General features: G+C 60.8%; 20 protein-coding genes. 13 read left to right on the top strand and 7 right to left on the bottom strand.

The window, feature by feature from the left end:
• Positions 1-159 precede the first annotated feature (159 nt).
• Genes AC6I6H_RS12020 through AC6I6H_RS12010 form a run of 3 tightly spaced genes read right to left on the bottom strand, consistent with a single transcriptional unit; the run spans position 160 to position 3,438 of the window.
• Positions 160-1,332 (bottom strand): ABC transporter permease, encoded by a 1,173-nt coding sequence (locus AC6I6H_RS12020; RefSeq protein WP_497954037.1) that lies wholly within the window; start codon positions 1,330-1,332, stop codon positions 160-162.
• Positions 1,325-2,491, bottom strand: coding sequence for an ABC transporter permease (locus tag AC6I6H_RS12015; RefSeq protein ID WP_497954036.1), 1,167 nt, complete (start codon positions 2,489-2,491; stop codon positions 1,325-1,327). The genes AC6I6H_RS12020 and AC6I6H_RS12015 overlap by 8 nt, the downstream gene beginning before the upstream one ends.
• Positions 2,492-2,502: 11 nt before the next feature.
• Positions 2,503-3,438, bottom strand: coding sequence for an ABC transporter ATP-binding protein (locus AC6I6H_RS12010; RefSeq protein WP_497954035.1), 936 nt, complete (start codon positions 3,436-3,438; stop codon positions 2,503-2,505).
• A 196-nt stretch (positions 3,439-3,634) separates the two neighbouring features.
• Here AC6I6H_RS12010 and AC6I6H_RS12005 point away from each other — a divergent pair, with 196 nt between their 5' ends.
• Both AC6I6H_RS12005 and AC6I6H_RS12000 read left to right on the top strand, forming a co-directional pair.
• Entirely contained in the window at positions 3,635-4,786 is a 1,152-nt protein-coding gene (locus AC6I6H_RS12005) for a sensor histidine kinase (RefSeq protein WP_497954033.1), read from the top strand.
• The gene (locus AC6I6H_RS12000; RefSeq protein ID WP_497954031.1) at positions 4,783-5,472 is read left to right on the top strand and encodes a response regulator transcription factor; all 690 of its coding nucleotides are present in this window, start codon (positions 4,783-4,785) and stop codon (positions 5,470-5,472) included. Before AC6I6H_RS12005 ends, AC6I6H_RS12000 begins: the two co-directional genes overlap by 4 nt.
• A 64-nt stretch (positions 5,473-5,536) precedes the next feature.
• Here AC6I6H_RS12000 and rpsD read toward each other — a convergent pair whose 3' ends face one another.
• Positions 5,537-6,139 (bottom strand): 30S ribosomal protein S4, encoded by a 603-nt coding sequence (gene rpsD / locus AC6I6H_RS11995; protein ID WP_497954030.1) that lies wholly within the window; start codon positions 6,137-6,139, stop codon positions 5,537-5,539.
• Between the two features lie 351 nt (positions 6,140-6,490).
• Between rpsD and AC6I6H_RS11990 the strand changes: the two genes are divergently transcribed.
• The 3 genes from AC6I6H_RS11990 to AC6I6H_RS11980 all read left to right on the top strand — a co-directional run bounded on the left by AC6I6H_RS11990 (position 6,491) and on the right by AC6I6H_RS11980 (position 9,272).
• Positions 6,491-8,425 (top strand): sensor domain-containing diguanylate cyclase, encoded by a 1,935-nt coding sequence (locus AC6I6H_RS11990; RefSeq protein ID WP_497954028.1) that lies wholly within the window; start codon positions 6,491-6,493, stop codon positions 8,423-8,425.
• A gap of 129 nt (positions 8,426-8,554) precedes the next feature.
• Positions 8,555-8,797: an HPr family phosphocarrier protein gene (locus AC6I6H_RS11985; protein ID WP_497954027.1), complete on the top strand. Its 243-nt coding sequence runs from the start codon at positions 8,555-8,557 to the stop codon at positions 8,795-8,797.
• A 187-nt stretch (positions 8,798-8,984) separates the two neighbouring features.
• Positions 8,985-9,272: an Fpa/YlaN family protein gene (locus AC6I6H_RS11980; protein WP_497954025.1), complete on the top strand. Its 288-nt coding sequence runs from the start codon at positions 8,985-8,987 to the stop codon at positions 9,270-9,272.
• A gap of 117 nt (positions 9,273-9,389) precedes the next feature.
• Here the strand turns inward: AC6I6H_RS11980 and cax are convergent, their stop codons facing one another.
• Entirely contained in the window at positions 9,390-10,451 is a 1,062-nt protein-coding gene (cax, locus tag AC6I6H_RS11975; RefSeq protein WP_497954088.1) for a calcium/proton exchanger, read from the bottom strand.
• Positions 10,452-10,617: 166 nt separating this feature from the next.
• On the opposite strand from cax, the gene AC6I6H_RS11970 reads away from it, so the two are divergent.
• Positions 10,618-11,004: an Asp23/Gls24 family envelope stress response protein gene (locus AC6I6H_RS11970; protein WP_497954024.1), complete on the top strand. Its 387-nt coding sequence runs from the start codon at positions 10,618-10,620 to the stop codon at positions 11,002-11,004.
• Between the two features lie 48 nt (positions 11,005-11,052).
• On the opposite strand, the gene ftsW is transcribed toward AC6I6H_RS11970, so the two are convergent.
• Positions 11,053-12,270, bottom strand: a complete 1,218-nt coding sequence (gene ftsW, locus AC6I6H_RS11965; protein WP_497954023.1) for a putative lipid II flippase FtsW — start codon at positions 12,268-12,270, stop codon at positions 11,053-11,055.
• 223 nt (positions 12,271-12,493) lie between these two features.
• Between ftsW and AC6I6H_RS11960 the strand changes: the two genes are divergently transcribed.
• The 5 genes from AC6I6H_RS11960 to AC6I6H_RS11940 all read left to right on the top strand — a co-directional run bounded on the left by AC6I6H_RS11960 (position 12,494) and on the right by AC6I6H_RS11940 (position 18,570).
• On the top strand, positions 12,494-13,675 hold the full coding sequence (locus AC6I6H_RS11960; RefSeq protein ID WP_497954022.1) for a M20 metallopeptidase family protein: 1,182 nt from the start codon (positions 12,494-12,496) through the stop codon (positions 13,673-13,675).
• A 62-nt stretch (positions 13,676-13,737) separates the two neighbouring features.
• Positions 13,738-14,169, top strand: coding sequence for a CBS domain-containing protein (locus AC6I6H_RS11955; RefSeq protein WP_497954021.1), 432 nt, complete (start codon positions 13,738-13,740; stop codon positions 14,167-14,169).
• Between the two features lie 238 nt (positions 14,170-14,407).
• Positions 14,408-16,063 (top strand): DNA repair helicase XPB, encoded by a 1,656-nt coding sequence (locus tag AC6I6H_RS11950; RefSeq protein WP_497954020.1) that lies wholly within the window; start codon positions 14,408-14,410, stop codon positions 16,061-16,063.
• Positions 16,060-18,021 carry a hypothetical protein gene (locus tag AC6I6H_RS11945; protein ID WP_497954019.1) on the top strand — a complete coding sequence of 654 codons (1,962 nt, stop codon included), beginning with the start codon at positions 16,060-16,062 and terminating at the stop codon, positions 18,019-18,021. The genes AC6I6H_RS11950 and AC6I6H_RS11945 overlap by 4 nt, the downstream gene beginning before the upstream one ends.
• A gap of 126 nt (positions 18,022-18,147) precedes the next feature.
• Complete coding sequence (locus tag AC6I6H_RS11940) at positions 18,148-18,570, top strand: YlbF/YmcA family competence regulator (protein WP_497954086.1); 423 nt, start codon at positions 18,148-18,150, stop codon at positions 18,568-18,570.
• Between the two features lie 145 nt (positions 18,571-18,715).
• Here the strand turns inward: AC6I6H_RS11940 and AC6I6H_RS11935 are convergent, their stop codons facing one another.
• Complete coding sequence (locus tag AC6I6H_RS11935; protein WP_497954017.1) at positions 18,716-19,720, bottom strand: asparaginase; 1,005 nt, start codon at positions 19,718-19,720, stop codon at positions 18,716-18,718.
• Between the two features lie 53 nt (positions 19,721-19,773).
• Here AC6I6H_RS11935 and AC6I6H_RS11930 point away from each other — a divergent pair, with 53 nt between their 5' ends.
• Entirely contained in the window at positions 19,774-20,037 is a 264-nt protein-coding gene (locus tag AC6I6H_RS11930) for a YlbG family protein (protein WP_497954015.1), read from the top strand.
• A 124-nt stretch (positions 20,038-20,161) separates the two neighbouring features.
• Positions 20,162-20,599: a hypothetical protein gene (locus AC6I6H_RS11925; RefSeq protein ID WP_497954014.1), complete on the top strand. Its 438-nt coding sequence runs from the start codon at positions 20,162-20,164 to the stop codon at positions 20,597-20,599.
• Positions 20,600-20,701: the final 102 nt, after the last annotated feature.

Here is a 20,701-nt window from a genome sequence, read left to right as displayed (position 1 = left end):
GATGAAACTTTAAACAGCCGCAAACGGTATTGGGCATGAGGCCCGCACCGTTTGCGGCTGTTTGTTTCTGGAAGGCCTTGAACCGGCGCAGCCGGCTTGCCGTCGGCCGCTTGGCGGACAGCGGCGGCTGCCTTCTGCATCGCGCTTTGGCGTTTGCCGTTAATCCTGTGCCGTCGCCCCGGGAGACAAGACGGCCGAGCCGAACGCCAGCAGGACAATTGCGATCAGCAGCAGAATGCCAAGCTGCCCCGCCACCTGCTGCAGCGTATTGCCGACGGCCAGCTTTTCCACCGTGTTGATCGCCCAGTACTGCGGTGTGAAGTAGGCCAGCTTCTGCATGGCGGCCGGCATAAATTCCACCGGCCAGAAGCAGCCGCCGAGCATGCAGGTCGGGGTGATGATCAGGTTGTTGAGGTTGCCGAGGTTGTTGCTGTTACGGACCAGACTGGCCGCCAGGCTGGCGATGCCGAGTGCGGCGAGCATAAAGAATTCCAAAACGATGAGCAGGGTGGCGAAGCTCACCCCGTAATCAAACCGGACGACATAGTAGGTGAAAGCGATAAATCCGACAACCTGAAGCGAGCCGACCAGAAAGCTGCCGAGAAAATTGCCGACGGCAATTTCCCATTTCCGCACCGGCGCGGTGTAAATCCGCTCCATCGTCCGCTCCCGGCGGTCCTCCATCAGCATGGAGACGGCGCGGGAAATGGAGGTCATCAGAAACATGAGGATGAATCCCAGCACCAGGAAAAGCATGGGCCGGTCGCCCAGGCCAAGATCCGCAAAAGCGGCCCCGATCGGCTGCTCCCCCTTGGCGTCCAGGAAGGCCGTCAGGCGGCTTTGCAGGTCGTCCGGCGCGGCGCCTTGCCCGCGGAGAACGGCGGAGGCGGTATCCAGCGCGGAGGACTCTTCGCCGAGTGCTGCCCGCAGCGATGCGATCTCTTCATTTTCCGATAAAAAGTAAAGCTGCAGCGGTTCCGCCGGTCCCATATTCAAGGACTCGGAAAACCCCTTGGGGACGACAAATGCCGCCACCCGGTCCTCAACCACTTTTTCCTTCAGCGTGTTCTCATCCGGCAGTTCCTTTAAGTCGTATGCCTCCCGGGCCTTCAGCGAGCCGATCAAACCGGCGCCGACCGGGCCTTCGTCCAGGTTCGAATAGTAGACGGCGGGACGCGCTCCCTCCTCGCCGAAGGAGGTGCTGCCGCCGGAGCCGAAAGCCATGATGATGACCGACAGGACGCCGACGGGAAGCAGCACGGTGGAGGCAAAGCCTTTGGGCGAGCCCAAGGTCCGTTTGATGATGTTGAGCGCTATATGCAAGCTACGCATAATATCCCGCCTTTCGATAGCCGATGAACGCCGCGAGCGCCAAGCCGAGGGTAATGGCGGCAAGAATGCCGATGTTCTGCATGATCAGGGTATGGTCGTAATCCAGCATAATTTTGGTCATGCTGCCGACCGCCCAGCGGTTGACGGTGAAGTCGCCGATGCGGTTCATGACAGGGCCGACATCGGGCACCATTCCGCCGCTGACGAACGTCATCACCGTCACGGTCATGGAAACCACCGGATCGAGCGTCCGGGCTTTTTTGAAGAACAGGCTCATAATAAGGGCCAGGCTCATGGAAGAGAGAATGGACAGCAGGCAGGCAAGCAGCACCAGACCGATTTTGCCTCCCCAATCGACGCCATAGACGAAATGGGTGAAGCCCAGAACAACAAGCGCCTGAAAAACGGAGAAACCGGTTCTTCCCAGCAGCTTTCCGAACACGATGGTGTCGGCGCTGAGCGGCATGGAGTAGAGGCGCTCCAAGGTGTGATTTTCCCGTTCCATGGCGAGGCTGACGCCCGCCCCGACACCGGTCATGAGGAGAAACATAATCAGCATGGTGGAGGAGTAATACTGCATGGCGGAAGGAGCTTCCTGGGCTCCTCCGAGCCTGCCGTTCTCCACCCGGGCGGAAGCCGCCGGCCCGGCGTGGCCGGCCTCGTGCAGAGCCTGCTCAATAGGGATGCCGCTCATGGCGGCCGCACGGGCGGAGTTCCAGGAATCCAGAATGCCGCGCAGCGCGATTTCCGCCGTCACGTTTTTGAGGGAGGAAGCGCCGGGGTAAAGCTCCCAGGTTGCTTTCCGGCCCTCCGCGACGGCCGCCGCGAAGTCTGCGGGAACCGAAACGCCGTAGTCCGCGTCCCCGTCGCGCAGCAGGCGGATAACCTCCTCTTCCGATGCGGCGGGGACGACCGTCACATAACTGGACGCAGGCTCGCGGGAGAGCGATTTTACACTCTCCGCCGTGGCGGGGCTGGCATCGGCCGAATAAAGAGCCAGCCGGACAGGCTCGACCTCCCGCTCATTGGCGAACATTCCGGACAGGGCGGTCCCCAGAATGAAAATGAGCAGCAGCGGCAGAAGCAGCGTCAGGATCGGGACGCTCCGGTTCCGGAACATCCGTTTGACTTCATTTATCGCAATGGTAAAGAGCGCCATCGGTATCCCCCCTAATCCCGCAAGGTCCGGCCGGTCAGGGCCAGAAACAGCGATTCGAGGTTGGGTTCGTTGCGGACGATGGACTGGATGGATACCTGGTGCTTGGACAGAATGTACAGGACATCCTGAAGATAGCTTTGGGCGGAGGCGAGCTGAAGGCGGATGGTCGTGCCATCCACGGCGACGGCTTCGATCCGGGGGTGGCTGCGCAGCTCCTCCAGCGCTTCAGGATCGACCTGGGCCACCTCTACGTCAAGCTTTTCCTGACCGGCGACCTGCCGGATCAGTTCCTCCTTGGTGCCGAGAGCGATCAGCTCGCCATGATCGAGAATGCCGACCCGGGTGCTGATGGCCTCCACTTCTTCCATGTAGTGGCTCGTGTAGAGGATGGTAGAGCCCATCCGGTTCAATTCCTTTACGTTCTCCAGGATATGATTCCGCGATTGCGGGTCAATGCCCACTGTCGGTTCGTCCATGATCACGAGCTTGGGCCGGTGCGCGATGGCACAGGCGATGTTCAATCGCCGCTTCATGCCGCCGGAATACTGCTCCGCCTTTGTGTTCTGGTGCTCCGCCAGCCCGACGAATTCAAGCGCTTCGGTGACCCGGCGCTTCAGCTCGCTTCCGCGGAGGCCGTACAGGCGGGCGAAGAAGGTAACATTCTCCCGCGCGGTCAGGGACATGTAAATGGCCAATTCCTGCGGCACCAGCCCGATGACCCGCTTTACCTCCAGGGCGTCCTTTCCCGCATGAAAGCCGCTGACGCTTGCCGTTCCGCCGGAAGGCTTCAGCAAGCCGGAGATCATCCGGATCGTCGTGCTCTTGCCGGCTCCGTTCGGTCCCAGCAGACCGAACACTTCCCCTTCCTCGATGCGCAGCGTCAGGTGATCCACCGACATGTGGGTGCCGTACCGTTTGGATACTTCCTTCAACTCAACAATGCTCACTGCCGTCACTACCTTTCGATTACGACCTTTGCTTTCATCATACCGGAGCTTCCCCGTGGCGGAAGGTAGAAGAAGTCACCGTTTTGCGGGTGACTTTCGTCATATTCGAATGTCCGTTCCGGTCCGGGCCGTTCCTCCTGTGCTATAATGGCACCAAAAGCTTTCCGATGCCTTCATCCAAAAGGACGTGCCCGCCATGCCGCTGCAGCAGCTTGCCTGGCTTCGGTATCTGCTCATCGCCGCTTCCGCTGTCGGAACCGTGTATACGGGCGAGATCGGTAAACCGAGCCATTTCATAATGGTGATGCTGGTTTATTTGTTTTTCTGCCGGTTGATCGACCGGCCTCTTCCCGGTCCGGCCGGCTTTTTGCTGTCCGCCGCGGAGATCGGAACAGCCGCGCTGCTGCTGATCCGTTTCGGCGGGCTGATGTGGATCTGCCTGCCTGCGGCTGCGCTGCCGACCGGCTTTGTCCGGCTTGACGGCCGCCTCCGGCTTCTGCTTCTCGCCGGGACGCTCGCCGCGATGAACGGGGCGCTGGACGGGGAAATCGGGCTTTATTTTATGGCCAATCTGTTTGCGCTTGTGCTGTTCTGGCTTACCGGACTGGTGCTCGAGTTGGACCGGAAGCGGAACGAGGACGACGCGCTGATCCACGAAATGAGCGGCAAACGCAGCGAGTGGAAGGAATCCAGGAACCGGCTGCTCGAATACGCCAAGCGGGTGGAGAAAGCGGCGCAGGTGGAAGAGCGGAACCGGATATCGCGTGAAATTCACGACGAGCTCGGCCACAAGCTGATCCGGCTGAAGCTGATGATGGATGCGGCCGCCGAGCTTCAGCAGGACAAGGAGGACAAGGGAGCCGGGCTGGTCCGGCAGGTGCGCGACCAGCTTGCGGACACGATGGAGTCCATGCGCGCCACGGTGCGCAAGCTGAAGCCCGACGACGCTTTGATCCGGCAGTATTCGCTGACCCGGCTGGTCGCCGATTTCGGAAGCTCCGTCGGGGTGCAGGTTCATTTTGAGACGCAAGGGTTGGGCTATGAGTTATATCCCAGCGAAGAGGTGCTGCTGTTCCGCAACGCCCGCGAGGCGATTGCAAACGCCGTCCGGCATGGCCGCGCCCAGGAAATTTGGGTCCGGCTCCGGCTGGAGCCGGGACGGATTGAATTTTCGGTGGAAAACAGCGGCATGCTGCCGGAAGGGGATGGGGTTGTCCGGGGCATCGGAATCCGGGGCATGGAGGAAAGAGCGGCGGTGCTTGGAGGCGAGGTGCGGGTGGAGCTCGGGGAGCGGTTCCGCATCATCACGTCGCTTCCGCGCCGCGCCGCAGAGGAGGACACGGGATGATTCGGGTGCTTTTGGTTGACGACGACCCGTTTATTCGGGAAAGCTTGAGCCTGATTTTGGCGATGCAGGAGGATCTGGAGGTAGCCGGTACTTGTGCGGACGGAGAGCAAGCCTTCCGGTTCCTTGAAATGGATGGAGCGGCGGTAGACGTCGTTCTGATGGACATCCGCATGCCGGTTTGCGACGGGGTGGAGGGGACGCGGCGGATCAAGCAAGCCCATCCGGGCGTGGCCATCCTGATCCTGACGACGTTTGACGACGATGAATACATTTTGCAGGCGCTAAAAAATGGCGCAAACGGCTACATGCTGAAAAATATTCCGCCCGGCCGCATTGCCGAGGGCATCCGCACCGTCCATCAGGGCAGCATGCTGATTCATCCCGACGTCGCCCGCAAGCTGGCCGGCTTTTTGCAGCCGGTGCCGGCGGTATCTCCGGGGAATGCCGTAAGCTCCGGGGAGGGGAAGGGCGATTCTTTTGCGGAGGACCGGCTGGAAGGGCTCGGGCTGACGGCGGCCGAAAAGCAAATTGTGCGGAAGGTCGCGGACGGCATGACCAACCGGGAAATTGCGGGCGCGCTGTATTTAAGCGAAGGGACGGTCAAAAATTACTTGACGGACATTCTCGGCAAGCTGTCGCTGCGGGACCGCACCCAGCTGGCGATTTTTTATTGGAAGCGCGGGTAACCGCTTTGGCAAAGACGCAAAAAAAGCTGCTCCCGAGGGAGCAGCTTTAGGTTTGGTCGAGAGATTAACGGCTGTAGAACTCGACGATTTGCTTTTCGTCAATTTCCTGGGACAGCTCGGCGCGTTCCGGAAGACGGATGTACTTGCCTTCCATCGCTTGCTCGTTGAAATCCAGGTAGCCTTGGATGTGGTTGCGGCCGGCAAGAGCGTCCTTGATGGAAGCCAGGTTGCGGCTTCTTTCGCGCAGTCCGATCACGTCGCCTACGTTAACCGTGTAGGAAGCGATGTTGACCTTGCGGCCGTTTACCGTCACGTGTCCGTGGGAAACGAGCTGACGGGCGCCGGCGCGGGTGTTCGCGAAGCCAAGACGGTAAACCAGGTTGTCCAGACGGCTTTCCAGCAGGAACATGAAGTTTTCGCCGGAGATCCCTTTCATCTTGGAAGCTTTGTCAAACAGGTTGCGGAATTGCTTTTCGTTCAAGCCGTACATGTGGCGCAGCTTTTGCTTTTCGAGCAGCTGCAGGCCGTAGCCGGAGATTTTGCGGCGCTGGTTGTTGCCGTGTTGTCCGGGCGGATAAGCGCGTTTTGCCAGTTCTTTGCCGGTTCCGCTGAGGGAGATGCCTACGCGGCGGCTGAGTTTGAATTTCGGTCCAGTGTAACGGGACATGTATCAATTGCTCCTTTGGATGTCAATTTTGGTTCTTGCGGTTCAAGGTCATGCGTTTGCTGCTTCGGCGTGCCTGACTTTGTCTTCGAAGTTGCCTTCCCGGCAGGAAAGTTCAGCCGCTGTCCCGCAGGCGACAAAATCAGTGAGGGTGACACGCTTTGTCAACAAGAGAACGGGAAAAATTCCACGTTCAAACAACAATTAATTCTATCGGAACGGCCTATGCCGTGTCAAGTCCCCGGCAGCAAAATTTTGCCGCCGCTGCGCGCGCCGGACCGCAAGGAATCTCGTGCGTTTCCCTATTAATCATAGTATGATAAGGAAGATAACGGATCAAGAGGAGTGCTCGGAATGAAAGACGATATCGGCGCGGCGGTTCCCCCCGCAAACGGGGCCGGCGACGCCGGAACGACCATGATGGCCCAAGCGCCGCGGTATGCGCTTCTGGCGCCGGACGGTCCGCTCTCCGAACGCATGTGGACGGATGCGTTTCGCGGGTGGATGAGCTGCGTCGGCGCGGCGGAACCGGCTTTTAACGGCTGGCTCGCGCTGGGCAATGAGGCCGGGACCCCGCTTGCTATCTGTGTAATGGACGGACAGCCGGGGTTTTACGCCCCGTCGGAAAGCTGGATGCTGGAACGGGAAGGGCCGGCGCTTACGCTCCTGAAGCTGGCGGCCATGACGGGAGAGCCGGCCGCCTTTGAAGGGATGGCCGCGGTCCCTCTGCGCGGTTTCGACGGTTCGGTTTCGGCGGCATTGGTCGCGTGCAGCAGGCAGGCGGGTTGCGAGGAGCTTTTGAGCCGCACCGCGCCGTTTTTTATGCCTTGTCTGGCCGCCCAGAAAGAAAAGAGCCGGAGCCAGGAGCTTGAGAATTTGCAGGTTCTCGCGGAGACGGAGTTTCATAAGAAGGAAGCGGTGTTCCGGTCGATCCAGAAGCTGTTTTCGCTGATCGACGTGCAGACGATTTTATCCGAAATGTTCTATCAGGTGCAGGATTTCTTTCCGGAAGCAAGCCTTGATCTGCTCTTCAGCCAGGATGTTCCCGGCACCGGGCTGCCCGTCAAGCCGATGAATATTTTCAATGCCAACAACGAGCTGTGCACGCGCGCCTTTATGCTGGGGCAGCCGGCCGTTTATCCGCCGGAAGCGGAGCATTATTCCGAGCTTGCGGTCCCCTTGTCGGGAAAGCAGGGCGTTTACGGCGTGTTTCACCTGCACTCCGGCGAGCGCGGCTTTTCCGCCTCCGACCTGCGCCACGTCAGCATGATCACGACGGCGGCGGGAGCCGCTTTCGAGAACGGAAAGCTGTACGAGCAGTCGAACATTCTGATCAACGAGCTGCGCCTGATCAATGAACTGACCCAGCGGATCAACCAAAGCCTGAAGCTTTCCGATATTTTTCAATATGCGATGACGGAGCTGCTGGATATTTTCCGGGCCGATTACTGCTGCATTCTGACCGTTGAGCCGGCGCGCGGACAGCTCGTGGTCCAGGCCTGCAACGTCGAAGAAATGAACAGAGCGGGGTTCGGGTTCGAGCAGGGCTTGTCGGGTGTCGTCCTGCGCTCCAAGGAGCCGGTTATCGTGTCCGATTACAGCAAGGAATGCCCTATTGAGTCGGAGCTGATGAAGCGGACCGGGGCCAAGTCGCTGATCGCCTCGCCGATTTTTGTAAGCGGGGAAGTCGTCGGCATTATCCTGATCGCCCAGCGGAAGCCGAATTTCTTTACCTATGAAAACTACAAGCTCCTCTTCGTGCTGTCCGCGCCGATCGGGCTTGCCATCGCCAACGCCTCTCTGCATGCGGAGGTGCGCCGGATGGTAGTGACGGACAACCTGACCGGCCTTTACACCCGGAGGTACCTGGACGATCAGATCAACCAGCATCAAAGCTCGGGTGACGGGGGTTCTTTAATCCTGGTGGACATTGACAATTTCAAGAGCATCAACGATACGCACGGCCATCAGACCGGAGACGCGGTGCTGGTACGGGTGGCGCAAACGATTCTCGCCGGGATCCGGAAGGAGGATATCGCGGCGCGCTGGGGCGGAGAGGAGCTTGCTGTCTATTTGCCGGGAACGGAGGCGGCCGAGGCGGGGGAAATCGCCGAACGCATCCGGGAGCGGGTCGCGGCGGTAACCGATCCTTCCGTAACGGTCTCCTGCGGGGTTTCGGACTGGCGCCCGGGAGACGGCAATTTGAGCGTCGAGCAGCTGTTCTACCGGACGGATATGGCGCTGTATCGCGCAAAGAGGGAAGGCAAAAACCGCACGCAGCTCGGATAACGGGGCGCAGGAACCGCTGGCGGAATCCGGAAAATGCAGGTTGCGAAGAGGGCGCTTACATTGTATCATGGGTTTAGTCACGAACGAATAAAATAATACGTCTTAACCAACCTTTTGGAGGGATTACAGATGACGAATAATGCCGCTGTCGTAGAAATTTCGCAAACCGCCAATCAATTCCGTTCTTCCATCGTTCTTCAGTACGACAACAAGTACATCGATGTAAAAAGCATCCTCGGCTTGTTCACCACGCTGCTGACGAGCGGAAACTATGACCTGCACATCCACGGGCAGGATGCGGAAGAAGCCAAGAAGGCGATGCAGGAAGTGTTTGCCAAACACAACCTGGCTGTCAACGTAATTACGGAATAAGAGATTTCCGTCCGCGCGTTCCGCGGCGGCAAAGCATCCTTCCCGGATGCTTTTTTCATTTCGCAGCGAGCGCCGGCGGGTTCGAACGCGGCTGGAAGGCGCACATTCCCTTGTGCAACCGGCCGTTTTCGACTAATATAGGGTTAAGCAAGGAACTAGAATGGGTTAACGGATAGGGGGTGCCCGGATGTCTTCATCCGATCTGATGCTGGGGTTGAACGAGAAGGCACTGTCGCTTCTCCACGAAGACGCCCAAAAGATTGAAAAACTGATCGAGGTCCAAATGGAGAACTTAACCACCCGGCAGTGTCCGCTCTACGAGGAAGTGCTGGACACCCAGATGTACGGTTTGTCCCGCGAGGTGGACTTTGCCGTGCGGGCGGGGCTGATCTCCGAAGGCGTGGGCAGAAACCTGCTCAGCAAGCTGGAGCGGAACCTGGCCCTTCTTTATGAGGCGCTGAACGTTTCGAAATAATACCCGCGTACTCGTTCATGATGCAGCAATCCTGTTGGGGAATGCTGCATTTTTGCATTTATGGGCATAGAAAAGCCCGCCTTCGGGAACCCCCGGCAGACGGGCGCGGTTTTGGCGTCACACAAAGAAGAAGGCGATGCCGAGGATGATATAAACGGCAAGGAGCAAAACCCCTTCGTACCAGTGGGTTCGCCCGTCCCGCGAAATGGAGATGGCGATCAGCGAAGCGACGCCGATGGCCGCCAGTTCGTACAGGGTGAAGATCAGGTCCATCTCCTGCCCCATGAAAAAGCTGACGAACACGAGCACCGGAGCGACAAACAGGGCGATTTGCAGCCCGCTGCCGACGGCGATTTCCACCGAAGCGCCGATTTTGTTTTTGAGCGCGAGCAGGATGGCGGCGGAGTGTTCGGCCGCGTTGCCGATGATCGCGATCAGGAAGGCGCCGACGAAAATTTCCGAAAGGTTGAACCGTTCGGTGACGGCTTCGACATTGCTGACCAGCCATTCGCTGACGACGGCGACAAGGACGGTGGCCACAACCAGATAAAGGATGGAGCGCCCTTTCGACCAGGCGGCTTCGCCATGCTCGATCTGTTCTTCGGACAGCTCGTTTTTGTGGGTGACCATGGAAAAGATCAGCCAGAGGAAATAAGCGACGATCAGAACCCCGGCCACGATGAGGCTGAATTCGTTCATGTGGATGCCGGTGATGTCCTTGTGAAAAATTGCAGGCAGGAACAAGGCGATTACGGCGAGCAGCATCAGGGACGAGTTGTGCGAAGCCATGTTCTCGTTGAAGCGCTGCTCCTTGTACTTCAGGCCGCCGACCAGCACGCTCAGGCCCAGCACGAGCAGCAGATTGCCGATGATCGAGCCGGTGATGCTGGCCTTGACGATTTCAAACAGCTCCGGCTTGCCGTTCACGGCATCTTTGATCAGAATGATGGCGATAATGAGTTCGGCGGCGTTGCCGAAGGTGGCGTTCAGGAAACCGCCCATCCGCTCGCCCGCATAGTGCGCTACGCTTTCCGTCGCTTTGCCCAGGAAGCCGGCGACAAATACAATGGCAATGCAGGACAAAACGAACTGCAGGGTGGTGTTGAACCCGGCAAAATGGGCCGTGGCCGCCAGCGCAAAGCTGACCAGGAGTCCCCCCGTGAATCCGTACTTCTTGATTGCAACCACAACTGTTCCCCCGTTTCGGTATGATGGCACATCCATCTTATTCTAATCAATCGGATCGCCGGAGGCAATGCGGGGCCCTCTCCGATTGACGGCTTCATTCGTTGACTGACCGCAAAGGAAATTATTATAATAAAGCTAACGAAAGGGAGTGAGCTGCATGGACGAACAAGAACAATCTGGTTTCATCCGAATATCCGATGATGTGGTGGCGACCATCGCGGGCATGGCGGCCATCGATACGCCGGGAATCGCGGCCATGTCGGGCGGGATTTCCGAAGGACTGGCCAAACGGCTGAGCGGAAAAAACGCCCAGAAAGGCGTGTCCGTGGAAGTCGGGCAGCTGGAAGCCGCGATTGACCTCCGCGTCATTGTGCTGTACGGATATCGGTTTCAGGATGTATGCAGTGAACTGCAGCTCAATGTGCGGGAAGCGGTGGAGAACATGACGGGCCTCCGGGTCGTCGAGGTCAACGTCAAGGTGGAAGGCGTTTCCGTCCGGGACCGGGAGGAAGAGCCCGCGGAGGAACCTGCCCGGCTGCGGTAAAACAGCCAACGCAAAAGGGAACTGTACCGGCCGTTTGATACGGCACGGTTACAGTTCCCTTTTCGATGCGGCGCGTTTTACCGGACGGAGCACGGGCGCGGGAGGCTGCTCGGCGGAGCGGGTTCGTTTTTTGGAGGAAGCGGCCTGCTCGCGGGAAATGCCGAGCACGATGCCCAAAGAGGCGAGCGTTACGAGAACGGAGGAGCCGCCGTAGCTGATCAGCGGAAGCGTGACCCCCGTCATCGGAATGGTGTTTGTGACGCCGAGCATGTTGATAAGCGCCTGTACGCCGATCATCGCCATGATGCCGACGCCCGCGAGAGACGCGAACTTGTCCGGGCAGCGGAGCGAAACGAGGATGCCGCGCCAGATAAACAGGGCGTACACGATCAGGAAAAGGGCCGTCAGCAAAAAGCCAAGCTCCTCCCCGATGATCGAGAAAATAAAGTCGCTGTGCGACTGGGTGAGGAAGTGCAGCTTCTGGATGCTGTTCCCGATGCCCGCACCGGTCAACCCGCCGTGTCCGAAGGCGTACAGGGAATTGATGATCTGGTAGCCGGAATCGAGATACCGTGATTCATGCCAAGGATCCTGAAAGGTAAGAAACCGTTCCAGCCGGTAGTTATGGCCGGTCGGGTTCGTAATAGACGGGAGAAAGACATACAAGGACAGCACAGCGGCCGCCAGTCCGCCGATGGCGAACAGATGCTTGTTGCGCATCCCGCCGATCCAAAGCATGACGAACGCGCCCAGAATCAAGATCATCGCCGAGCCGAAGTCCGGCTGCAGCAGAATCAAGCCTGAGGTAAAGCCGAGGATGACCAGGCAGGGAATCAGCCCGCCCTTGAGCTGCTGGATTTTGTCCCCTTTGTTGGTGACGATAACCGCCAGGTAGAGGACAAGCGCCAGCTTGGCCAGCTCCGACGGCTGCAGGTTCATCGGCCCGAGGTCGATCCAGCTGCGGGCTCCGACTTCGTCGCCGTTGCCGATGAGCAGCACCAGAACGAGCAGTCCGAGCGTCCCCGCCCAAAACAGGAAAACGAGCTTGCGCAGCTTCGAATAATGCAGATTCATCAGGATGATCATGCCGACAAACCCGAGTCCGATGGCGATGGCTTGCGTTTTTACAAAGGTTGTCGAGGTGTTGAAATCATAGGAAGAGACGGACGAGCTCGCGCTGTACATCATTAATAAACCGAAAGCGGTTAATAGAACGGTCAGAAAAAGAAAAAGGAAATCCGGCGCGTTGCGGCGTGGTCGGCTCATTGGCTTGTCCCCGCCGAGGCCCTTGAGGGCGGGCCGGCAAATCGATCCGTCATGGCGGTGCCTCCCGTAAAATACTGCTGTAGAGTAATGATAGTATGTTTCAGTGGCGTGCGCAAGCCGCCCCGGCCGGATTTCCGCAAAGGTTTTTTGCCGGAGCGGAAGGGCGCCGGAACGCGCGTTATGGTAGAATGGTTGAAATAAAAGACAGGGGAGAGACCGGGAAATGAAGGCGGAAATCGAAAAGGGACTGGACGGTCTCCTTCCGGAAATGATCGAATGGCGCAGATACCTGCATCAAAACCCGGAGCTCTCGTTCCGGGAAGAAAAAACATCGCGCTGGATCAAGGAAAAGCTGGACGGCTTCGGGCTGGAAACGCGTGAACGGGTCGGAGGCTACGGCGTTACGGCGCTGCTCCGCGGCGCGCGGCCCGGCCCGACGGTCGCCCTACGGGCGGACATGGATGCGTTGGCGATTCAAGACGAGAAGAGCTGCGCTTATGCTTCCCGGGTTCCGGGCGTCATGCATGCCTGCGGGCACGACGGGCACACGGCCGCCCTGCTGGGGGCGGCCAAATACCTGTGGGGCTTTAGGAAAAGCCTGGCGGGGAACATTAAATTTATCTTTCAGCCGGCGGAAGAGATTACGCCGGGCGGCGCCAAAGACATGATCCGGGACGGCGTTCTGGAGGGCGTGGATGCCATCTACGGCCTTCACTTGTGGACACCTCTTGCGGCGGGCACGGCGGCGACCAAAAGCGGTGCGGTGATGGCCGCGGCCGATGAATTCGAGCTGGAGATCCGGGGACTCGGCGGCCACGGCGGCCTCCCGCACAAAACGGTCGACAGCCTGGTGGTCGGCGCGCATCTGATCGTCAATCTGCAGACCGTTGTCAGCCGCAGCCTGAACCCGGTCAATCCCGCCGTTGTGACCGTCGGCTGCCTCGAAGCGGGCAACAGCTTCAACATCATTGCGGACCATGCCCGGATGAAGGGGACGGTTCGCACGTTTGACGAAGCCACACGAAAGCTCGCGCGCGAACGGGTGGAAGAGATCATCGCCCACACCTGCGGGATGTTCGGAGCGGTTTATTCACTCGATTACAAAATGGGGTACCCTCCGTTGGTAAACGATCCGGCCGAAACGGAATTTTTGCTGGCCGCAGCCCGCGAAGTGCTGGGCGGCGCGGCGGTGGACGGCCGGCCCGAGCCAATGATGGCGGCGGAGGACTTTTCTTACTACTTGCAGGAGGTTCCGGGCAGCTTTCTGTTTGTCGGCGCGGGCGGGCCGGGGGCGGATTACGCCCATCACCATCCGATGTTTGACCTGGCCGAGGAATCGATCGGAACGGCTGCGAAGGTGCTTTGCACCGCCGCCCTAAACCGGCTGGCGGCCGGGCGCGAGTAGGGGCCGGCCGCCCGGGCATACTAACCCCGTACCCGAAATTCGACAAGCGGAGGGGGAAGCCCGTGCAAAAAGCAAAAGAAATCATGACGAAATCGGTGGCCGTGGTGACGCTGAAGGATAATATTTTCGAAGCGGCGGTGCTGATGAAGGAGCATAACATCGGGTTCCTGCCCGTGCTGGATAACGGAAAGCCGGTAGGAACCGTCACCGACCGGGACCTGGCGATCCGCGGCTACGGGAACAAAAACCCGGGTTCCACGGCGATCGGAGACGTTATGACGCAAGGCGCCGTAACGATCGACGGGGATACGTCCGTGGACGATATCGCCCGGATCATGGCCGAAAAGCAGATTCGCCGGGTGCTTGTGATGGAAGACGGCCGGCTGGCCGGCGTTGTCGCGCTTGGCGACCTTGCCGTGCGCCATGTGCTTATGGAAGAGGCCGGAGCCGCTTTGGGCAATATTTCCGAGCCTTATGCGAGCATCACGCATTAAAACCTGTTGGTACAAGCCGCCCGGCTGCCGGCGGCTTTTTTTATTTGTGCCGGGGCCGGCAGGAGAGCGAAGCCTACAGAGCCACGCACGGCCGGCAAGGCGTCGGCTTCTTTCTTGCTGCGTTCCTGAGGGACCGTAACGGGAAAGGGGCCGTTTTCCGTCTGGCGTTCCCGGAGGTTCCCCGTATGGAAAACCGGCCGCTCTGGAAATAATGGTGAAAAAGATCGGAGGGAATCCAGTGAGTGGAGCGCTCATCTTCCGGGCGGACGGAACGGTTTTGCTGGATGCCGGGCATGAGGAGGCGGAGGATGCCCGCCGTTTTCTGGGCGGCTACGCGGAGCTCGGCAAAACTCCCGGGCGGCTGCACGTTTACCGCCTGACGCCCTGCTCGTTATGGGCGGCGGCCGCACAGGGGCGGACGGCGGCGGAGGCGGTTCAGGGACTGGAGCGGTTCGGCGGCGGACCGCTCCCTTCTGCGTTTCGTTTGCTTATCGAACGGGAAATGGGCCGGTACGGCCTTTATCGCATGGAAAGCCGGGACGGCCGGTTGATTCTTGCCGCGAAAGACGGCGGCTGGCTGGAGCGGCTGTTGCGGTTTCCCGCCGTCGGGGAGCTTCTGACCCGGATCGGCGCCGCGGAGGCGGAGCTTTTGCCAGCGCACCGGGGGGGGATCAAACGGGAGCTGGCCCGTCACGGGTTTCCGGTTGCGGACGAAGCCGGCTATCATGCCGGGGAGGCGCTTCCCCTGCGGCTGCGATACGGGGAACAGGGCTTTTCGCTTCGTCCATACCAGCTGGAGGCGGCCGATTCCTTCTGCCGGGAAGGCGGACAAGCCGGGGGGAGCGGTGTCGTTGTCCTTCCTTGCGGGAGCGGCAAAACGCTGGTCGGCCTTGCGGTGATGGCCCGCTGCAGCTGCGCCACGCTGGTACTGACGCCAAACGCGGCTTCGGTGCGCCAGTGGATCCGGGAGATTGCCGCCTGGACTGATCTGCCTCCCGAGCGGATCGGCGAATACAGCGGCGCAGCAAAGGAGGTGCGGCCGGTCACCGTGGCCACCTATCAAATACTGACCCACCGGAAAAGCAAACAGGAGCCGTTCCGGCACCTCAAGCTGTTTACGGAAAGGGACTGGGGGCTGATCATTTACGATGAAGTCCATCTGCTCCCGGCGCCCGTTTTTCGGGCGACAGCGGATATCCAGGCGACCCGGCGGCTTGGCCTGACAGCGACGCTGGTAAGGGAGGACGGCTGCGAGGAAGATGTGTTTTCGCTCATCGGACCCAAATGCTATGAGCTTCCCTGGCGGGCGCTGGAGCAAGACGGCCATGTAGCGCCGGTGCGGGCGGCGGAATGGCGGATTGCGCTGCCTGAAGAGGCCTGGCCGCGCTACGAGACGGCCAAACCGGCCGCCCGTTTCCGCATGGCGGCCGAAAACCCGCGCAAGCTGCTGGCGGCCCGCGACCTGCTGGCCCGCCATCCGGGACGGCCTGCACTGGTAATCGGCCACTATCTGGGCCAGCTTCGCGCGGCGGCGGATTTGACCGGCGCTCCGCTGATCACGGGCCAGACGCCGCAGGCCGAGCGGGAACGGCTGTACCGGGAGTTCCGGGAAGGACGTGTCCGGCTTCTTGTCGTATCCAAAGTGGCCAATTTTGCGGTCGATCTTCCGGAGGCGGAGGTGGCCATCGAGCTGTCCGGCAGCTACGGCTCGCGGCAGGAGGAGGCCCAGCGGGTCGGCCGCGTCATGCGGCCGAAGAGGGACGGCGGAACGGCGTACTTTTATACGCTGGTCAGCAAGGACACGGTGGAGCAGGATTTTTCCATGCGCCGCAGGCTTTTTCTGGCGGGGCAGGGGTACAGCTACGACATCAGCGAGGAGGAGCCGGAGGCGTGACAGCAAAAACGGGAACGGACCCGGCCCGGGATAGGGCAGGAACCGTGCAGAGCCGAACCGCACGGCCGAACGGAACCGCGGATGGCTTTGTGCCGGACGGCAGGGGCCTGGAATTGTGGAGGGCCGAGACCGCCAAGCCGGACAGGCCCGGCCTTGACCGGGTGAAAGCGAAGGAGGCAACGGCAGGCGGGCAAGGCCGGGAAACGGGAGGAACAGCGGGGGCTTTCCCTCCCGCCGGCCACGGGGAGCATACGCGGCCAGCATCTCCTCCCGGTGCCGATGTTGCCCGGCGGGTGCTCCATCTGGCGGCGGAATGCTTTGCCGATGGCCGGTTCCGCGGGGCGGAGCTGGAGAGCGAGGCGCTCCGGCGCGGCTTTTCGGGAGCCGAAGCGGCGCTTGGCTGCATCCTGCTTCGCCGCTCCGGCGATCTGGCCGTCCTCGCGCCGGAGGACGGTCCGCCGCGTTATGCGCTGCAGCCGTCCGCGCTGCGGCGTGCGTACGCGGAGCTGGGACTCCCCGCTGCTCCGCCGGCGGAACAGCACGCGGCAGCCCGCGAGCCGGGCAGCGGCGCGGGGGACTGGCTCCTTCGCCTGCTGGCCGAGGCCGCCTTGAGCCCGCTGCGCCTTACCCGGGCGGGCAAGCTTTCCGCCCGGCAGCTTCGCTCTTTGCAGACCGTCCTTGCGCCGGGGGAAGCGGGAACCGGCGAGGCGGCGTTTCTGGCGGAAGCCGCCGAGGAGCTGGGGCTGCTGCAGCGGGCGGACGGGCGGCTGCGCGTCTCCCCGGAGCGGCTGTCGGCCTGGGCGGCGCTTCCTTATGAAGCGCGGGAAGCGGCGCTTTATTTTTGTTTTTCCGACCGGTGCCTGCCGCGCGATCCGATGATCCGCCATTTTATTTGGCTGGCGCCGGCATGTACAGGCCTTGTGATCGACCCAAGCCGGCCGTTTGCGGCTTTCGGGGACTTTGGGGGCAGCGTGTCCGGCACGGCGGAAACGGCTTTGCGGGAGCAGGTTCTGCCTGCGTTTTGCAGGTGGGGCTGGGCCGAGGCGGAGGAAACGCTGGAGGGCGATGTCCGGTTTCGGTTGGCGGCGCCCTTTTGGATGGAGGAGACGGGGAAGCCAGGAGCGGCGGCGGATGGACCGGACTCTGCCTGTCCTTCCAAGTACGATCGTTTCCCCGCCGGCCGCGAACCGGAAGGCCGCATCGGCAAAACCGTCTGGTTCATTCAGCCGGATTTTGAGCTGTGGCTGACGCGGACGGACGACCTGGCCGCGCTGTGGGAGGTGGAGCTGGCTGCGGAGCCCGCCAAAGGCCCCGGCCGGAAAGGGGTTCGTCTGCTCACCCCGGCCTCCTGGGAGAGGGCGCTGGGGGCGGGCAGAGATCCGGAGGAGCTGATCGGGCTGTTGGAAGCGCATGCCGAAACCGGTGTTCCGGAACCGGTGCGGAATGCAGCCGCGGAGTGGTCGCAAAAATGGAAGACAGCTTGCGGCGGGGACGGGCGGCGGACGGCAGCGGCGGAAATAGGGGATATAGAAGAAAAAAAAGCCGAGAACGGAGCGGAACCGGTCCCGAGGCTTTTGCCCGCAGGCGGTCCGGCTTCGCTTTCTTCTTTTTATAGCAGCGACGCGGCCGGCACCTCCTTGAAAACCGGCATTCCCCGTGCGGAGGATTTGTTTCCGGGCTTGCGCGGCACCCCGTCCGCCTGGACCAAAGAGCTTCGGGTTTACCATCTCTCCACCGTGCTTGGGATAATGGAGCAAGCCCGCAGGTGGAAAACCTTCCTGCTTCTGGAGGGGGCGGAAGGACGGCGGACCGTTCTGCCGCTTGCGCTCGAGGATACGGATGGAGAACCGGGGCTCGTTTGTCTGGAGAAGGGGGAACGGACGGTTTTGGCCGCAAAACATTGGGCCAGGGCGCAGATTCTATTACCGGAGCCGGGCATTTCATGGTATGATGAATAGGATTTTATTGCTTGGGAGGGGACACATACACCTATGGAACCGATCGCAATTTCGCACGGCGAAACAGACGCCGTCGTTGAAGCGGCCGATCGCCTGTACCGCACAGACGCCCCCGAGGCTTTGGATATGATGGAGCTGATGGACAGGGCGTACGAGCTTGGAGACTGGATTCAATCCTCCGCCGAAGCGGCGGAGTATTTATACCGCAAGGAACAACTGCGGCGCGATCCCGACGCGGAAGCGCTGATCCGCGGGTTTGCGCGGAAAAAAGAGCTTTTCGAAGAGGCGGAGCGGTTTGGGCACTTCCACCCGGATTACCACCGGGCGCTGGAGGAGGCCGAGCAGGCCCGGCAGGAGCTGGAGGCGAACGAATCCATCCGGCTGTATAAGGAAGCGGAAAGCTGTCTTGACCGCCTGCTGCACGATGTGGCCGAAACGATTGCGCGCGCCGTGTCGGACAGCGTCAAAGTACCGGGCAGCGATGCGGACGCAGGCGGCTGCTCGGGCGGCTGCTCCTCCGGAGGCTCCTGCAGCGGGAAGTGCGGCTGACGTACGCGGACGGCTTTTGCCGTTCGCTTTGACAGGTGCAGCGGAATGTCGCGCGTCAGGCGGAATGAGCCGCCCGGCGAGCCGCAGCTGCAACAGAAAAGCCGCGGCTTATCAAAAGCCGCGGCCTGTCGTGCAGGAAGATGGGTTACGAAAGACGGAATTCCGGAACGATTTCGCCGACGCGGGTGCCCTGCCAGTTGCGCAGGGCGGGCCGGTGGAAGCCCTCCAGAGCGGCGCCTTCCTCAACGGTCAGCCAGCCCAGCTGGAGCAGGGCTTCCGTCACGGCGGGGTACAGCGCACGGCCGGCTCCGTCTTCAATTTTGAGAGCGAGTCCGGCTCCTTGCTCCGGATATGCAACGGCGAAAACGCCTTCCGCCCCCATCTTGCCGATCAGCCGGCCTCCGGTTGCCTGCACGAGCTGCGTGTCGTACCGGTCGGAGCCGGCAACCGCCTCGGGATACCGGCGGATGGCGGCGACGATGCGGCGGCAGGCCTCCGCTCGTTCGTCCGGCAGCCCGTCGGGACGGCCCAGCCGGGCGAACGCCCCGGCAAGCGCCGCGAGCGGGAGAGCGAAGACCGGCACGCCGCAGCCGTCCGTGCCCAGCGGAATATCCGCCGGCGCGACGCCGGCGAGCGAGCCGACGGTTTCCCGCATGCGGCGCTGCACGGGATGCCCGGGCGCCGGATAGCCCTCCGTCGGATCGCCTTCCGCAAGGGCAAGGGCCAGCATGCCGGCATGTTTGCCGGAGCAGTTGTTGTGCAGCGCGCGGGGAGCCGCTCCGGCCGCCTTCAGCGCGTCCGCCGCTTCCTTGCGGAAAGGGTCGTGCGGGCCGCACAGGAGGGCCTCCTCCGAAAGCCCCAGTTTACGGAGCATGGCGTCCGCCAAAGCGACATGGTAGGCCTCTCCGTTGTGCGAAGCGCACATCAGCGCCAGCTCGGCGTCGGTAAAGCCGTACTTGTCGGCCGCTCCGGCTTCGACCACGGCGACCGCCTGCAGCGGTTTGGCCGCCGAGCGCGCGTAGGTGAGCCGGTCCGGGTCGCCGTATCCGGCAAGAAGCCGGCCGTCGGCGCCGACCGCCGCAAGATGGCCGCAGTGGGCGCTTTCCAGCCTCCCGCCCCGGTAAACGCCGACCAAATGTTGAGCTGACATAATGAAACCTCCATCGATGTGCAAAATCATGGTCCAAGTGAGGAGAATGAAGCATGTTTACGGAAAGATGCGGCTTGATTGTTTGGGTGAGCGACACCAAGCCGGCCAAAAATCTTGAAAAATACGGCACGGTCCATTATATCTCAAAACGCATGAATTATGTAGCGATGTACATTCACGCCGAAAAGCTGGATGAAACGATGCGCAACCTCCAGCGCCTCCCATACGTCAAAAAGGTAGAGAGATCGTTCCGCAAGGACATCAAAACCGAATATGAAAAAAACGTTCCGGACAAAACCCGGTTTTACTCCCTCTAAATTTTTGGAAAAGGGTCATCCCGGGAAGCGAAAGGAATTGGAAAATCGGTCAATTTGCGGTACAATGGTCTTTACAGTATAGCCTTTAAGTCCTGTTTTTGTGAGCGAAGGAGGACAGGAGCGCATGAAGGATAAAGCCATGGGTCGATGGAGCACTTATGAACCGTTTTATGTGGAGCTGGGAGACAAGAAAATCGCCGACATCGTGATCACCCACCATGCCCGCATGCGCTGGTCGGACCGCGTGGAGCCTGACAAAACCGGGTTCTCCGATATCTGCTCATTTTTATGGGAGAAGTTGAAGAGCTCCAATGTAAAACCGTATTACAAGAACGAACAGGAAGTTTTCCTTGTGGACGACGACCTGGTGCTTGTGGCCGAATTCGGCCAGCTTGACAAAGAGACGGACATTGCGGGAAATCCGCTGCACAAGATGATTGTGGTCACGTTTCTCGGACGCATGTCGGAGAATATCGAGCTGCGGGATTTGCGCTCCTATTATTCCTGGCTGCGCCACTCACGCCGGATGACGCTGATCAAGAACGGCCGCAAACGCAAGTAACGGAACACAGCCGGACCGCCCGCGGGCGTTGCCGCTGACCCGCGCGTCCCCGGACGCGCGTTTTACTTTTCCAGGCGGAAGCACTCGCCGCAAACATGGTAT

Source organism: Gorillibacterium sp. sgz306347 (assembly GCF_059735245.1).
Note: the sequence above shows the minus strand (reverse complement) of the source record. Positions and strands in the feature narration are given on the sequence as shown.